This window comes from Bradyrhizobium sp. ISRA430 (assembly GCF_029909975.1).
Taxonomy (GTDB): domain Bacteria; phylum Pseudomonadota; class Alphaproteobacteria; order Rhizobiales; family Xanthobacteraceae; genus Bradyrhizobium.
The window spans coordinates 8,305,139-8,320,906 of sequence record NZ_CP094516.1; the positions used below are offsets into that span (position 1 = coordinate 8,305,139).

16 protein-coding genes are annotated in these 15,768 nt (G+C 61.3%); 8 read left to right on the forward strand and 8 right to left on the reverse strand.

Features of this window, described 5'->3' with window-relative positions; translation table 11 throughout:
* Positions 1-179 precede the first annotated feature (179 nt).
* From MTX21_RS38910 to MTX21_RS38930, 5 genes are all read right to left on the reverse strand, one after another.
* Entirely contained in the window at positions 180-2,261 is a 2,082-nt protein-coding gene (locus tag MTX21_RS38910; RefSeq protein ID WP_280969700.1) for a DUF4387 family protein, read from the reverse strand.
* Positions 2,262-2,299: 38 nt separating this feature from the next.
* A complete protein-coding gene (locus MTX21_RS38915) occupies positions 2,300-2,491 on the reverse strand; it encodes a hypothetical protein (protein WP_280969701.1) in 192 nt (63 codons plus the stop codon).
* Positions 2,463-4,106, reverse strand: coding sequence for a thiamine pyrophosphate-binding protein (locus MTX21_RS38920; protein WP_280969702.1), 1,644 nt, complete (start codon positions 4,104-4,106; stop codon positions 2,463-2,465). The genes MTX21_RS38915 and MTX21_RS38920 overlap by 29 nt, the downstream gene beginning before the upstream one ends.
* Entirely contained in the window at positions 4,103-4,966 is an 864-nt protein-coding gene (locus MTX21_RS38925) for a hypothetical protein (RefSeq protein ID WP_280969703.1), read from the reverse strand. The genes MTX21_RS38920 and MTX21_RS38925 overlap by 4 nt, the downstream gene beginning before the upstream one ends.
* Positions 4,967-5,287: 321 nt before the next feature.
* A complete protein-coding gene (locus MTX21_RS38930) occupies positions 5,288-6,466 on the reverse strand; it encodes an alpha/beta fold hydrolase (RefSeq protein ID WP_280969704.1) in 1,179 nt (392 codons plus the stop codon).
* 174 nt (positions 6,467-6,640) lie between these two features.
* Here MTX21_RS38930 and MTX21_RS38935 point away from each other — a divergent pair, with 174 nt between their 5' ends.
* Entirely contained in the window at positions 6,641-7,264 is a 624-nt protein-coding gene (locus tag MTX21_RS38935) for a TetR/AcrR family transcriptional regulator (RefSeq protein WP_280969705.1), read from the forward strand.
* Between the two features lie 134 nt (positions 7,265-7,398).
* Positions 7,399-8,325: a LysR substrate-binding domain-containing protein gene (locus MTX21_RS38940; protein ID WP_280969706.1), complete on the forward strand. Its 927-nt coding sequence runs from the start codon at positions 7,399-7,401 to the stop codon at positions 8,323-8,325.
* A 43-nt stretch (positions 8,326-8,368) separates the two neighbouring features.
* Here MTX21_RS38940 and MTX21_RS38945 read toward each other — a convergent pair whose 3' ends face one another.
* Positions 8,369-8,653 (reverse strand): hypothetical protein, encoded by a 285-nt coding sequence (locus MTX21_RS38945; RefSeq protein ID WP_280969707.1) that lies wholly within the window; start codon positions 8,651-8,653, stop codon positions 8,369-8,371.
* A 50-nt stretch (positions 8,654-8,703) separates the two neighbouring features.
* Complete coding sequence (locus MTX21_RS38950; RefSeq protein ID WP_280969708.1) at positions 8,704-9,075, reverse strand: hypothetical protein; 372 nt, start codon at positions 9,073-9,075, stop codon at positions 8,704-8,706.
* Between the two features lie 151 nt (positions 9,076-9,226).
* On the opposite strand from MTX21_RS38950, the gene MTX21_RS38955 reads away from it, so the two are divergent.
* The 5 genes from MTX21_RS38955 to MTX21_RS38975 all read left to right on the forward strand — a co-directional run bounded on the left by MTX21_RS38955 (position 9,227) and on the right by MTX21_RS38975 (position 14,059).
* Positions 9,227-9,556, forward strand: coding sequence for a hypothetical protein (locus MTX21_RS38955; protein WP_280969709.1), 330 nt, complete (start codon positions 9,227-9,229; stop codon positions 9,554-9,556).
* 108 nt (positions 9,557-9,664) lie between these two features.
* On the forward strand, positions 9,665-9,946 hold the full coding sequence (locus MTX21_RS38960) for a hypothetical protein (RefSeq protein ID WP_280969710.1): 282 nt from the start codon (positions 9,665-9,667) through the stop codon (positions 9,944-9,946).
* Between the two features lie 89 nt (positions 9,947-10,035).
* On the forward strand, positions 10,036-11,229 hold the full coding sequence (locus tag MTX21_RS38965; RefSeq protein ID WP_280969711.1) for an alpha/beta fold hydrolase: 1,194 nt from the start codon (positions 10,036-10,038) through the stop codon (positions 11,227-11,229).
* A 13-nt stretch (positions 11,230-11,242) separates the two neighbouring features.
* Positions 11,243-13,036 carry an ABC transporter ATP-binding protein gene (locus tag MTX21_RS38970; protein WP_280969712.1) on the forward strand — a complete coding sequence of 598 codons (1,794 nt, stop codon included), beginning with the start codon at positions 11,243-11,245 and terminating at the stop codon, positions 13,034-13,036.
* A gap of 33 nt (positions 13,037-13,069) precedes the next feature.
* Complete coding sequence (locus tag MTX21_RS38975) at positions 13,070-14,059, forward strand: phospholipase D-like domain-containing protein (protein ID WP_280969713.1); 990 nt, start codon at positions 13,070-13,072, stop codon at positions 14,057-14,059.
* A 33-nt stretch (positions 14,060-14,092) separates the two neighbouring features.
* Here MTX21_RS38975 and MTX21_RS38980 read toward each other — a convergent pair whose 3' ends face one another.
* The gene (locus tag MTX21_RS38980) at positions 14,093-15,019 is read right to left on the reverse strand and encodes a LysR substrate-binding domain-containing protein (RefSeq protein ID WP_209295339.1); all 927 of its coding nucleotides are present in this window, start codon (positions 15,017-15,019) and stop codon (positions 14,093-14,095) included.
* 410 nt (positions 15,020-15,429) lie between these two features.
* Here MTX21_RS38980 and MTX21_RS38985 point away from each other — a divergent pair, with 410 nt between their 5' ends.
* Entirely contained in the window at positions 15,430-15,714 is a 285-nt protein-coding gene (locus tag MTX21_RS38985; RefSeq protein WP_280969714.1) for a hypothetical protein, read from the forward strand.
* The last annotated feature ends 54 nt before the right edge of the window (positions 15,715-15,768 follow it).

Genomic DNA, 15,768 nt, shown 5'->3' on the forward strand with positions numbered 1-15,768 from the left:
TAGCGAAGTGCAACAGCCGATGACGAGACGACCCGCGCTACCATGCGATCGTACGCTAAACTGCGCTTTGGTTCGCTTCCGCCGGGCGCGATGGGCAGCGCAGGGTGAGCCGAACGGCCGTTGCTTTGGGAACCGCGCATCGGCCGCGCACCCCGCCGGCATGCCCATATAGCAGATGGTCAAAGCGACGAGGCCTTGGCGAGCGTCGTCGCGTAGATCGGAATGTTGAGGTTCTCGACGGCAGTCTGCTGCTGCGCTCCGAAAACGTCGCGCTCGTCGACTGATGCCGAGATGTTCGGCCGGTCGATCGAGATCTTGATGGCGTTGCAGGTATCGACGAAGAAGGTGCCGACAACGTGCTCGCGCGGCAGTCCTAGAAGCTTCGCAATATTGCAGCTGGAGAAGACATTGGAGTGCAGCGCTGCCTCGTAGTGCTCCGCAGAGGTAAAGATGATATCGAAGGTTAGACGGTTGATGCCTGCGTCCTTGCTGCGGATCACGACGGCCATGTCAAGCAGACGGTTCGATCTGAGCAGCACACCCGTCGGCGGCGCATCGGCGATCAGCGATAGTGTGCGATCGTCGAGATCGCCGGTGTAATTAGTTTCCCCGATGTCCTCATAATGCGGACGAGCGTCACTTTCCCGCGTCCACGACGCGCCGTTCGCTCGGAAATAAGTGATGTCGAACATCACGTTCTTGATGACGTGCTCGTTCTGGAGCAGATGATAGAGCGACCATTCGTACGCGTCGGGCGCATCGAGGTTGAGCCGCGAAGTGGCTTTCGGCTTTGCAAGCTGTGTGATGCGCTCGATTTCGAGGGCATGCCGTGCGGCCAGCCGCTGCGGATTGCGGTCGACGGTCCGCAGCAGGATCGCCGGATTGGCCGCATCTGCGTCGGTGATCTTGAAGTTCGCATTTTCTAGCGCATCCGGGAATTCGTGCTGAATCAGGTTGATGACAGCCTCCTTGATCTTCGGATAGTGCTCGAAGAACACCGGATCGCGCGTTCCGCTCGGCACGATTGCGCCGAACAGCCCGTCGTCGCGCCGGAAGCTCACGAGATTGGGGGACAGCGGATAGGCGATGTTGCCGGCCGTCGCCTTCCGACCCGGATAGCCGTAGTGAATCAGATAGTGCGTCAGCAGGCTGGCCAGCAGCACGGCGGCTTCCTCCGTCTTTGCGGCGGTTTCGATGATGATTCCAAGCTCGCGCTGGCCGTCCTGAACGGGATTTGCCTGCACGCCGTTACGACCATAGACCAGTACGTCGACTGGGACCTTCGTGAGGTCGGCGGGATCGATATAGATCACCGAGACCTTGCGGGCCCCGAGCCGTCGCGATCCTTCCAGCTTGATGCTCCACGGCCAGGGCTTGCCCGCGCGAACAAACTTGCTGTTGCGGATGCCCGCTATACCGGCGCTGCGCGAGAAGAACTCCGTCTTCTCCATCGCCAACACGCCTTCGGGATAGAACTGGAGCTGCGGATGGCTCTCCTCATACAGCGAGTGCGCCGCGATCGAGTAGGCGGTGCAGCGTCGCGCCGGATTCGGAGAAACGAGGAGGGCTGAGCCGTCGTCATAGATCTCGGCGACCAGGCAGTCCGACGGCGAGCCGGGATCACAGGCAAGTGCGCCACATTCCAGAATGTGGCCGACATGGTAGGCGAGGCCTGCATCGATGCCACGGCGGATCATGTCGGAGGCGAAAAGGGCGACATCGCAAGAGCGACCGGCCAGCACGTATTGTGCGCCGTGCTCGAGGGCAGTGATCAGGGGATGGATGCCCATCTGCCCGACGATCGTGCTCTCGCGCAGTGCTTCCTCGCTGAGCTCGGGGCCGGCGCCGGTTGGACGCAGGGCTCCCTTGCGAAACTCCTGGATGACGATTTCCGGATCGAGCTCGGAGCGGATGACGGCGACCTTCGCGTTCGTCACCGCGAGTTCACCGAAGACTTCCTTGGCGACGCCGATCATCCAGTCGAGGTTGCGGTTGCCGCCCGCCATGCCGGAGGATCCCAGGATCACGGGGCAGCCCAGCCTCTTGCCCGCTTCGACCATGTGACGGAAATCCGCCTTCACGGCTTCGTGCTCAAAATACTCCGTCCCAGTGCCGAGATAGTAGGGCCCGGCATCCATCGAGCCGCCATCGCAGATGATGGCGTCTACGCGACCGCGCAACGCGTTTTCCAGGGACTCTTTTGGATAGCCGTAACCAAGAGCGCCGCAGGCGGAAACGACACGGTAGATAAGCTTTGCCATGATGTGCATCTTTCCTGAAAGGGTGAAGCCTTTTCGGTTCACCGCTGGTGCTGGCCGCCACAGTGGTCGAGGAACTCGGCGAAAACAAATACCGCTTCAGTATGCGGGTATTGGTGCCAAGTATGGCCGACGTCTATCCAGCGATTGTCGGAAAGGGCGGCCGCCGCCGCGATCACCGGGGCGGCAAATTCCGCGTAGAGCTTATGATTTGTAGAGGGTTGCCACAGCATCGTGCAGCTTCAGCGCCAGCGGCGATGCTGCGTAGGCATCGGTCACGACCTCGATGTAGGCACCGGTTTTGGACCTGCCGGCCTCTTCCAGCGCCCGGTCGAACTCGTCGCAGGTGGTAACGCGCGCCGTTAGCCAATCATCATTCCCGAATGCTTTCGCTAGATCCGCATAATGCCACGGAGCGATGTCGTTATAGGCGATGCTCGGCTCCTTGCAGAGCAGCCGCTCGATCAAATAGCCGTTGTTGTTGAGCACGAAAATGATCGGCGTCAAGCCGAGGCGACCAAACTGGCTAATCTCCTGCACGGTAAGCTGATGCGCTCCGTCTCCTGTTACCAGAACGACGCGTTTGTCCGGTGCGGCAACTGCGGCGCCGAATGCAGCCGGTGTCGCCCAGCCGATCGAGCCCCAGAGAGTCTGGTTGTAGAAGGTAGCGTCCTGCGGCAGCAACGCAAACCCCAGGCCCATCGAGACGGTACCCGTTTCAACGACGAGGATATCATTCGGCTTCAGGAAGCGTTCCCATCGCGAATAGAGGGCGGGAGCGTCGATTGGGTCGTTATCCTTGCCACTCACTTTGCCGAGGGATTTCGCCTTGATTCTGGCCCAGCCGCGTTTCGGCAGGTGATTCGCGAGAGCAACGAGCAGATCGGTCATTTCCACATCGTTGAATCTCTTGCCGCCGACCTGAACATGGTGGTGATTGATCGCGATGGTCTTTTCCGGCGAAAGCCGTGCAGTGAAGGCGCCGGTGTTGAAATCCGTCAGCGGCGCACCGACCAGCATGACGCAATCGCGCTCTTCGACGAAGGTACGCACCTCGTCATTCATCAGCGCTCCGTTGTAGATGCCGACATAGGACGGATGCTGCTCGTCGAGCGCGGACTTGCCCATGAGCATGGTGCTGAACGGCAGTCCCGATGCATCGATCAGGCGCTGCAGCACCTCGCGCTGGCCGGTCCGGCTGACGAGAATGCCGGCGATCACGCAGGCCGTGCGCGCCTTGTCGACTGTCGCAGCGATTGCCTCGACGGCCGCGGCGAGATTGTCCGGGTTGCTGCGCGGAGGCGAGATCGGCGTCGCCTCGCCAAGCACCGGCTGATTGGCGAGATCAGCCGGAAACGCCATGTACACCGGCCGGCGGTGATAGAGCGCTTCCGCTATCAGTCGCTCGGTCTCGTAAACGGCATTCTGCGGCGTCATCACGGCATGTGCGCAAACGACCGGTTCTGTCATACGGCGGAACAGGTCGTATTCGCCGTTGCCCAGCGTATGGTGCATCGGCGCGCGGGCGGCCTGCGTCGCCATGTTCGGACTGCCCACGAGGTGAAACACAGGCAGGTGCTCGGCATACGCGCCGGCGATGCCGTTGATCGCGCTGAGTTCGCCGACGCCATAGGTCGTGCACAGCGCTGCCGCACCCTTGATGCGTGCATAGCCGTCCGCCGCATAGGCCGCGTTGAGCTCGTTGCAACATCCGACCCAGCGCATGTTCGGATCGTTGCAGATCGCATCGTTGATCGAGAAGGCGTAGTCGCCGGGCACCCCGAATACGTCGGTGACGCCTATGTCGTGAAGACGGGAGAGAACGTATTGGATGACAGTCTTGGTCATGACGAGATCCGATTGGCTTCGATGGGGAGGAGGTGATTGGAATTGGACTGGAGGACCGACGCACCGCGGCAATGCAGCAGGAACAGGCCCGTATTCCACGAGGCCGAGAACGTCAGCCCGAACGCGAGGGCGGTCCATTTCCCGAGCGGTACCGCAAGCAGGTAGACGGTCACGAACGCCAGAGATATGCCGAGGAAACCTGCAAGGCTGTTGGCGATCACGGCGGCCGCTGCCCGCCCGCCGAGCCGGCGCTGCAGGATGATCATCAGCGAGAGATAGAGGACAGGCGCAGCAGCCAGCACGCCCGTCCACATCGGCTTGGCCACGAGGCCAAGGACCTCGATCGCACCGACCAGCACTGCAACGGCCACACCTCGCACGATCAGATCACTTGCGTGCTGCCCCGGCGCAGACGCCGTCGCGTGACGGTAAGGCCTGACAAGGACGATGCAGAGCGGGAAAACGCATGCGCCGAGTAGGAGCGCAGTGGGCAAGCCCGAGTCTCCCCAGAGCGATAGCGCGAGATAGACGAGCCAGACGCACATTGCCCCGCCGACGCTGATAGTCGTCGACAGGCGTTGTGCAAGCAGCACGTAGGACGTCGCGAAGATGGCGGTCGGAATGTTCTGCGCGAACGTCGACAGAGCTGTCTGTGAAATGAAGGCTGCGTCGTGGTCCTGCGCCAAAAAGAAGAATGCCGGCCCCGACGTGACGGGCAGCGTTGCGAGCAATGCGCCGACTACGGGGCCGGCCTTTTCGGCAAGAACGGTGACGGATACGGCGATCAGCGCCGAAAGCCCCATCTTGAGCAGCAGTGCGAGCACGAATCCTTCATGGATGTGAACAGCAGCGAATGACATGTGGTCGCCTCTGGAATGGTGTGCACTTGCCGCCGTGTGCGAGCGGCGGGACCATCTCTCAAGCGAGCCTCGGTAACAAATACGGTTTGGCTATATGGCTATTGGTGCGCCAGATGGCTGGACACCCGTGCGTCGACGCCGGAGCCAGCAAATTCATTGCAGTAGTTTTGAAGAGCTGGCTTGCCGTGATCTGGCAGACCGTATGGACGATCTTGCCACGAAGCGGATTCACGCGGTCACTTCAGCGGTCGAGCCGCCGATCGGATCTACAAGCGACTCGCGTCGCATGGGCCCGCTCAGCGAAAGAATGACGGACTCAAATCAGAGGTGGAAGATATCGTCCATCCAGCCTGTGGCCTCCTGGGCGAGGCGAAGCCGATTGTTGACCTGTACGTGGCCGTCGGCCCCTGAAGCCGCATCGAGTAGAACGAAGGCTTTTCGGGTCGATTTGATGTCGCGGTGCCAGGCGTGAGCCTGCGCCGCGAAGACGGGCGAGTCGCCCGCGCCGAGGATCGACAGGAATGGAACAGTGACCAAGGCAGGGTCGGCGATCATGTTCGACGTGCGCGCCAGGAAGTCCTGCGGGCTGCTCGCACCGGCTTTCCATAACGTGACTTGCGCGCTGCGCAGTGCAGATGCCGAAGGCGGCTGCGCTGACTTCGCCTTCTCTTTGACCGCCAGCGCGAACATCTCGGCCGGGTTCGGAAACGGCGTGCTGGCGATCACGGTGGCAAAGCGTTCATCATGGCCCGCCGCGCGCGCGGCGAAGTACCCGCCCAGACTGAGCCCGATCAAAGCAATACGGCCGGGCTTCGCGCCGAAACGGCTGACGAGCAGATCGACAATCGCAGCGATCGGCTTCTCCGCTTCAGCTTGCCAATAGAGTCCGTCCGCCTGCGTGATGCCTTGTCCGGGAAGGTCGGCCAGGGCAACGGAGTAACCACGGTCGAGAAGATTGCGGCCGACGGTCAAGAACAGATCTTCAAAGCAAGTGTCGGCACCGCCTATCACGAGCACCACGGGAGCATTCGGATTCGCATTCTGGAAATAGGCGCCCGGCAGTTGCTTGCCGCCGAAAGGTACCTCGAAATGAGACGCGGGGAGCGCAAGCTCCTTCATGGCTGCGACAAAGGCAGTCTTGTGTTTGACCACGAGGGACTTGAACAGATCGCCGGGGCCCGCGAATTGCCAGGCCGAGCGGTAGCTGGCGAACGCCTTGAGCCGGGCCTCACCGGCGGCACGCTTTCGGCCCTGCGCATTCCAGCTGTCCGCCTGGGCGTTCATGGCGTCGCCGTAATTTGAAAAGGCGCGCACCCAGCTGTCCGCATCGCCATCCGTAATCTGCGAAGCGATGTAGAAAGCCTGCCCGATATCAAGGCCGCCCGCGGGACCCCAGCCGAGCGCCGCAACGAAAAAGAAGTCCATGTCCGGATCGGCAAAGCGATAGGTCTGGCCAAGACGCTGATCGGGCCGCTTGTCGGTCGCAGTGGATTGCGCCATTGACCCCTCCGTGGCCAAAGTTGCAGCAGCGAGGCTCGCTCCAGCGACGATTATCGTTCTCCGGTCCATTGCTCAACTCTGTTCTGAGAAAGGTCTCTGAAACTGATGACCGTTGCGATAATATGAGTATTGCTCACATTCTCAACTCGCGTTTGGCGCCACGGGCGATTCCCAGTGAAACCGACATCAAAACAATCAGTTAAACGCAGGACGCCGCAGCAGGCTCGTGCCCAAAACAAGGTCGACCTCATATTGGAAGCTGCCACGCGGCTCATTCAGCGAGGCGGCATGGACGGCCTGACGACGAATGCAATTGCTGAAGCGGCCGGAGTCAGCATCGGCACGCTGTATCAGTATTTTGACAACAGGGACGCGGTCCTCGAAGCTTTGTCGGGGCGAGAGCTGGAAGGACTGTCAAATCGTGTGATGCAGGCGATGACGACTGCCCGCGCCGGGGCGACAGGAGAACGCATTCGGATCATCGTGCATTCCATACTGACGAGCTATGGCGGGCGGCGTCGGGTCCACCGAGTTCTGCTTGAACATGCGTTGTCGCGCGGACCTGCTACCAGGCTGAACCCGCTCTTCAAGAGCCTGACCGACATGCTGACGACAGCCGGCCCGGACGGCTCGGGTGGCGTGAGAAGACCTATGCGCCCGGCGGACGCATTCGTTCTTGTCTACGCCTTCGCCGGTGTGATGCGCGCGGTGGTGGCGACGGAAAATAAACAGGTGCCGCAGCACGAGCTGGAGCAATCGCTGACCAGGCTCATCGCCGGCTTTGTCGAGGGCAGCTAGAGGAGGCTTGCTCGTGGCTCGGCGCGGGTCTCGCCGTTTCCGTGATGGACGGTCGCGACACCTGTGAGCTTGACAGCTTGGCGCCTTTGTTAGCACTTTGCAACCATCGGTTTACCGCTGCGGGAAGACGGAGGATGCAGTACCGCCATCTCTATTATTTCGTGAAAATCGTCGAAGCCGGCAGTTTCTCTCAGGCTGCCAGGACCATTCACGTGGCGCAGCCGGCCTTGAGCCAGCAGATCGGCGAACTGGAAGCGTCCCTAGGCGTCGCATTGCTGCATAGAAGCGCGCGGGGCATCAAGCCGACGGCTGCCGGGCAGCGGTTCTATGACGAAGCATCCTCGATCCTGCGCCGATACGAGAATCTGCCGGCCCTGGTGCACTCCAAGATCGGTGAAATCGAAGGGCCGGTCAGCCTCGGGATGCCGGCATCTCTTTCCACGACCCTGGTCGGGCCGTTCATTGAACTGTGCCGGGCTACTCATCCGAAAATCACGCTTAGATTCGTCGATGGCGATAGCGAATTCCTGCGCGAGGAGGTCGAGAAGAGTCGCCTGGACCTGGCTCTCATTTTTGAAGATGAGTTCTTTCCCACGGTACAGCGGCAGCCGCTGTTCCAGCAGGACCATTATCTCGTCCGCAGCAAGCAATCGGCTCCGATCGCCGGCTCAACAATCCCGATCAAGGAACTTGCGGAGATCCCGCTGATCCTTCCGGGTCAATCGAATGCGCGGCGAATCGTTATCGACCGTGCTTTCGCTAAGGCCGACATCTCGGTGCAGCTTGCCGCGGAGGCGGACAACATCTCGAGCGAACTTTCGGCGGTGCGCTCCGGCGCTGCCAGCACCATCCTGAACTTGGGGGACATGTCAGGTTTCTCGCTCGCCGACTTTGCCGAGCCGGTGCTGATTACGCCGACATTCCATCTTACCTGCTGCCTGATTTGGTCCAACCAGTTCACGCTGACGCTGGGTGCCGAAGGCGTGAAGAAACTCCTGATTGAATTTCTGAAGGAGCAGATCGAGCACGCCAGGAAGCCGGGAGCGGTGTGGTTGGATTAAATACCGATAGGCAGGCACCGGAAGGTGCCTGCCGCTCGTCCGACTAGCGGCCGCCGCCGCCATGCTCGTCGGCAAATGCGACGCCCGCCTGGGTCTCTTCGATGGCCTGGCGGACCAGCTCCACTGCGCGTGCGCGGTGACCGCCCTTGTTTGCAGTCGCCTCCTGCAACGACTGCAGCGCTTGATGCAGCGATGCAAGCGCACGTTCCATGTTACCCTGATAGGCCTCGGCCGATTGCGCTGTGGCCGCGAGCAGCCCGATGCTCGCAATGCCAGTTGCGACAGTTGCGGCGAAGCCGCGGCGCGTGAACTGAGAATCGAATTTCATGTGGTGTTCCTTCTCTCGATGCGGAAATGCCAAGCGCCTGACCGTTCCCCTCATGACGAGGCGATCGGCGCCGTGCGGCCACTTCCGTGGTCGATCGATCGCCCCGCGACAAATACCGTTTGAATATGCGGGCATAGCCGTCGCCGATGGCGACGGATCGGCGTGCCGATGTCGTCTTTGGTGATGAACGTCGTAGACTGTAACGCCTTCGTGAAAGCGTGCATCGAAGCGACATCGACGCAACAAATGGCCGTCGTTGCCGAGGCGCGGATACGAAGCGTAACGCTTTGATAGACCGTACCAAAGGCCAGTCGCGTGGGCAGCTTCAGGACGAGCCGGTCGGCATCAAAGAACGAACCTATAGGCCACGCAGATACCTGCATATGGAAGCTGTATTTGTCCGGGATGCCAGCGTGGATCATTAGTCGCGCCCGTTAAGTGGCGGGACGGAGCGGAGCACTCGCTCGTGAATCTTTTTCGGCGAGACTGAGAAAGGGTCAACGAGCTGGGCTCTGGACCGAAAAGTGAATGCCAGCAGATGAGGGGGCTCCCTGAGGAGCCGAGCAATGATCCATGTCAAATCGACTGTCGATAAGAGCAGGAAGCCAAGCGCTCGCGTCCCACATTCTGCCGGTCTCGGCGACGATGATCGGCGTTTGCGCGACGCTGATCGGCCTGGTCAAGCTAGCCGAAGCGAAGCACGGATCGTCGCATGTCGACGAATACGCCGCTCTCGCATCGGTCATGTTCCTGGCGAGTGCGCTGACATCTTACCTCTCAATTCGATATTCGCAGCGCGCCGGCCTGAGCTATCGCATCGAGCAGATCGCAGACCTGATCTTCCTCGGCGGTCTGATCGGGATAACGCTCGTTGCGACGCTGTTTGCCTATGAAGTGATCTGACCAACAAGGCTTCGCCAAGGGACCGCCTGGCAAGCTGGCGCGGTGGTGCGTCCGACGATGCACTCAGAAAGAGAATAGATTCGTTCAATCAACCAAAGGAGAGGGCCAATGTATCGCAAATCAATCAAGCTCGCCGCCGTTGGCGGCATCGTCCTGACGCTCGCCAGCAGCGCGGCGTTCGCGGAAGGCACGGCAGCTCAACGGCAGGCCTGCACGCCGGACGTGTTTCGGCTGTGCAGCCATTTCATCCCGAATGTCGGCGAGATCGTTGCCTGCCTGCGGGGCAATGAAGCCCGGCTGAGCGAGGCGTGTCATGAGGTGATGTTCGGCGGCCAAGTTGAGCCGGAAAGATACTCGCCGGCCCGCTCGCAGGCGGCATGGACCCGATGAACGGCCCGGGCGCTGGCAACCAAGATACAAGTGAGGCTCTCATGAATATGTTGAAGCAGATGAAAGCACCGTCGGTCCTGAGGCGCTGCTTGGGCGTAATCGCTGGCGCGGCCGCGTTGGCGCTTTCTGTCGTCGGCGCAGATGCGCAAACCTCTTTCTATGACGCATCGCGCCAGGAGATTGCCGGACGTCCGGGAACGCTGATCCGCTCAGAGCCGATGAGCTTCGCGCCTGCGGGCGCGCAAGCCTACCGCGTGCTCTATCGCTCGACCGGCATGCACGGTGAGCCGATTGCGGTGTCCGGTGTCATCATCGTGCCGCCGGGCCCGGCGCCCGCAGGCGGGCGGCCCGTCGTTGCCTGGGCGCATCCGACTACGGGCGTGGTGCCACACTGCGCGCCGTCGCTGGCGATTTTTGTGTTCCAGCAAATGGCGGGCCTGCGTCAGTTGATTGAGCAGGGCGTCGTGGTCGCGGCCACAGACTATCCAGGCTTGGGGACGCCAGGCCCTCATCCTTATCTCGTCGGCGACAGTGAGGCGCGAGCGGTTATCGATTCCGTGCGTGCCGCGCGCAACCTGCCAGGCGCGGAGACCGGCAACAGTTTTGCGGTCTGGGGGCATTCGCAGGGCGGACAGGCCTCGCTCTACTCCGGTCTGATTGCCAGGACTTATGCGCCCGAGCTCAACCTGGTCGGTGTTGCCGCGGCGGCGCCCGCAACTTCGCTCGTCACCTTGATGGGTGACGATTTCAAGACGTCCGGTGGCAAGAACCTGACCGCGATGACGTTGCGGTCGTGGTCGCGCGTTTATGGCGCGCCGATCAACAAGGTCGTGTTGCCGGAAGCCATGTCGGCAGTGGACCAATTGGCCAACGAATGTATCGAATCGATCTTCGACATCCTGGCGCGACGCCGGACGGAGAAGCCGCTCGAGGAGCACTTCCTCTCGGTGCCGAACATCGCGACCGTCGAGCCCTGGCGTTCCCTGGCGGCGCGCAACACCCCGGGCGCGCTGCCGTCGAGCATTCCGCTCTTTCTCGCGCAAGGCACGACCGACGATATCGTGCGCCCCGAAGTGACCGCGAGCTACATGCAGCGGCAATGCAAGGCAGGCAGCAAGGTGCGGATGATGTGGGTGCAGGGCGTCGGACACGGCTTTGTCGCACGCGACAGCGCTGACGCCGCCGTCAGCTGGATGATGGATCGCTTCGCCGGCCGGCCGGCGCCGACCGACTGTGGCAAGCCGCTGTCCAGCACCGCTGATGCGCAATCACCGGCGCAGTAGTCGGAGAAGAGCAATGTCTCGTCTTGTGATCGATCTGCTGAGACCCTATCGCGGCCGGCTGACAATCGTATTTCTCGCCATGCTGATCGAGATTGCGATGAGTCTGGCCGCGCCCTGGCCGTTGAAGCTTGTCCTGGACGATGCGCTCGGCAGTCACCGCTTGCCCGAATGGTTGAGCTGGGCCCACGAATATGGCGGCTTCGGCAAGCATACGCTGGGCGTAGCGCTTTTTGCCGGCGCGGCGACTCTGGCGATCGCAGCCGTCGCGGCGGTCGCGAGCTATTTCGACAGCTACTTCACGACCAGCGTGGGGCAGTGGGTCGCCAACGATTTACGGCTGCGCATCTACGAGCACCTGCACCGGCTCTCGCTCCGCTACTACGATCATGCCAAGATCGGCGCGCTGGTATCGACCATTACCAGCGACGTCGCCACCATCCAGGATTTCGCGTCCTCATCCACGCTCGAAATCGTCATCGATCTTCTCACCATCGTGTTCATGGTAGGAGTGATGTTCTGGCTCGACTGGGACTTCACGTTGATCGCCGTTGCGTTCACGCCCATCCTTCTGCTCTTCGCGTTCCATCTCAAGAGAGCCGTCAAGGCCGCCACCCGCGCTCTCCGGCACCGCCAGGCAGAGGTGCTCTCGATCGTGCAGCGCGGACTTGGCTCGATCCGCCTGACAAACGCTTTCGGAGGCCAGGCTCTGGAGATCGCGCACCTGGAAAACGCAAGCCACGCTTCCGTCGCTGCAGCGCTTCGCGCGCGCGGCATCAAATCGCTGATGTCACCCATGGTCAGCATCGTGGTCGCGATCTGCACCGCCGTCGTGCTCTGGAAGGGAACGTCACTGATCATCGCGGGAACGATGACGGCGGGAGCGCTGACGGTCTACCTCGCTTATCTCAAGAAGTTCTTCAAACCGGTGAAGGATCTCGCCAGCATGACCAGCACCATCGCGCAGACGACAGTCGCGCTGGAGCGGATTCAGGCGATCCTCTCGGCTGACGAAATCGTCCGCGAGCGTCCGGGCGCGATCGATCCGGGCCGGGTCCGCGGCGCGATCCGCTTCGACCGTGTCAGCTTTGGCTATGAGGCGGACAGGCCGGTGCTGCACGAGGTATCCTTCAGCATCGAGCCAGGAGAGGTGGTCGGTATTGTCGGCCCGACCGGCTCTGGAAAATCGACCGTGCTGAGCCTGCTTCCACGCTTCTACGAGCCCATGCTGGGCCGTGTGCTGATCGACGGCATCGACATTGCAGACTACAAGATCGCCGCGTTGCGGTCGCAGATCGGGTTCGTCTTGCAGGATACCGTGCTGCTTCACGGTACGATCGGGGAGAATATCGCGTATGGGCGGCCCAATGCGACCGAAGCTGAGATCATCGAAGCCGCCAGGATCGCCAATGCTGATGAGTTCATCAGCCGGATGCCACAGGGCTATGATTCGGTTGTTGGCGAACGGGGCGAAATCCTGTCGGGCGGCCAGCGTCAGCGCATCGCCATCGCACGGGCGGTGATCCGCAACAGCCCGATCCTGATCCTGGACGAGCCGACCGCTGCTCTCGATCCGGAATCCGAGCACCTGGTGATCGAGGCGCTGCGGCGGCTGATGAGAGGTCGCACCGTCATCATGATCGCGCACCGTCTCAGCACGCTCGTCGATGCCGACAAGATCATCGTGCTGAAGGACGGCGTCGTGGTCGAGCAGGGCACCCATGAGGCGCTGATTGCCGGAGGCGGGCTCTTCTCCGAACTGCACCGGATCCAGTTTCAGGCGGCGCGGCACGTTGCCGACGCTGCCTAGAGGAGGACAAGGCAGATGTCACATCGATTGATCGTGCTTCCGGACGACACCGCGAGCGCCATCGTAGATCCGATCATGTCAGCGCAACACGCGCTGAACATCCGCATGTTCCTGTTCACCGATCCGTCCCTGCTCAATGCCGTTATCGCGGCGCGGCGCCGCGGCGTGCATGTGCGGGTGATGCTCAATCCGGCGAGGCGTGATGGAAGGAGCGACAATGACGCGACCAGGGCCATGCTGCTCCAGGCGGGTGTGGATGTTCGCGATAGCAGCGCAGAATTTGCTGTTACCCACCAGAAGTCGATGGTGATCGACAACCGGATCGGCTTCGTCGAATCCCTGAACTGGGAGACGCGCGACCTCACCGAGACGCGTGACTACGCGGTCGTATCCACGGACGCGGCGCAAGTTGCGGAGATGGTGCGATGCTTCGATGCCGATTGGGAGCAGCGGCCGTTCGAGCCGACACCGGGCTCCAGCCTGATCTGGTGCCCAAACAACGGCCGGCAGCGTATCGCGAACTTCATCGACGGCGCCACGGAAACGCTGTGGCTGCAGAACGAGCGCTACCAGGACATGGTGATCATCGAGCGCCTGGTCCGCGCGGTCAAGCGCGGGGTCCAAGTCCGGATCATGTCCCGTGCGCTTCACAAACTCAAACGCAAGAAGCTGTTTGAGGGTGTCAGCGGGCTGCGCATCGTTCACGACGTCGGCGCCAAGGTTCATGCGCTGAAGAAGCTGAAGCTGCACGGCAAGATGATGATTGCTGACAACAGGCGTGCCGTCGTCGGTTCGATCAATCTCAGTCCTGGCAGTTTTGACGACCGTCGCGAGCTTGCCATTGAGACGTCGTCGGCCCACGTGGTGAGACGGCTCGTCGAGACGGTTGAGCACGATTGGAAGCATTCGTGCAAATTGCCATTATCCGACGAAGCCGTGTTCGCTGATTTGACGGGACACGGAGTGAAGGACGTGAGCCGGCTTGCTCTGGCCCAAAAGGACCGATATGAACCGTATCCTTGAAGCGTACTTCAGTCGTTCCCGCCGTTCCGGACGTCACCGTTCCGGTAGGCGCTCCGCTCCCACTATACTGCCCTCGCTGAGCCGGCGTTCAAGGAACTTGGCGAGCGCATCGCGGACCGCTTCGCTGGCGGCAGTGAGTGGAAAATCGGCAGAATAGGCAATGGAGCAGGTAAAATAGATCGGTGGCTCGATCAACGTCGGCTTGGCGAAAGCGTGAGGCCCAAAATTGGAGAGATCACCTACCGGAAGTATGGTGCAACCCACCCCATTTCGCACCGACCACATTTCACTTACCAGCGAATCTGCTTCGAGAACGACGTTTGTCTTTAGCTTCGCTTCGGCGAATACGCGTTCGATCAAGGCACGACGGCCCTTGACGTTCCCCGGCAGCACGAGGGGCAGCTCCGCGATGCGCTCAAGAGAGATCGGGTCTCCGTTGGTTGTTATCGGCTGACGCGAGACAACGAACAGCTTCTGCCTATACAAGGGTTTGCGCATCAAAGCCGTCGTGAATTCGACCTCATGAAGGACGGCGAGATCGACCAATGACGAGGCGATCTTGTCTTCCAGGCCGAGGCTGTCTCCATCCGAGAACCGGATCACGACCTTCGGAAATGCTTCCCGGCACTCATCTAGAAAGCCTACGAGTACCGGCGCGAGGGAGGATATGAAACCAACGTTGACCACCCCTTCTGGCTGGTCACGGTCCGAACGAACGACTGCGGGCAGCTGGTCGAGTTGATGCAAGATCGCGGAAGCTTCCTTGTAGAAGATTTCCCCTGCTGCTGTCGGCCTAACGCCCCGCGCACTGCGCTGAAGCAAGGCCACTCCCAGCCTTTCCTCCAATTCGGCAACCTGCTGGCTCAGCGCAGGTTGGGCAACATGAACGATGGAGGCTGCGCGGGAGAAGCTGCCTGCCTCGACGATCTTGACGAAATATCGAAGTTGACGGAACTGCATTTTGTCCTGCCCATACCGGGGCCGCACATCATCGATGAGATCGCCGCATTGGGCAACCCGATCTGTGACCCATCAGCCTGATGCCAGCGGTCGGAGAAGGTGGCGGGTGCCGGTTGTGGTACACGATCATGTGAGGCGTCCGAGTATACTAGCTGAGGTTGCGCCGTCCAGGGCCTCCGTTTCCCTGGCTTTTTCGCCTGATTTTGGAGTTGCGCGGCCGGCCATATGACGAGGCGATACCTGCATATTGAAGCGGTATTTGTTTTTGTGTCGTCGCCGAGCCATTTCTCCTCGTGTTGAGGACGGGGCAAATCGCAGCCCTTGAGTCCAGCTTCCACCTTCGCATGGCGACCCTCTGCCGGGGCATCGAACGATGTCGCGCGCCGATTTGTCGCGAAAGGAGACTTCCCATGAACACCATCACGACGAACTCCCGCATCTCCGCGCTCGCGCGTTTCAAGCCGAAATATGCGGCCGTCGCAGTGGCGAGTGCCCTCGGCGTCCTTCTCACGGTGTCCGATGCCAGCGCAATGAGCTGCGTCAGGGGCGTGTATCGCGCTGCCTGCACGACCCGGTACGGCAGTTTCGCCGTAGGCCCCAACGGTGCCGTCGGCATTGGACGCTACGGCAACGTTTACGCCTACCGCCGCGGCTCCGGATGCTTCTGGCGCAACGGTCAGCGCATCTGCCTCTGAGCGCCCGCGCCCATCGATGCAGCCGCGCGCAGACGCGCGGCTGCAAACAAGGAG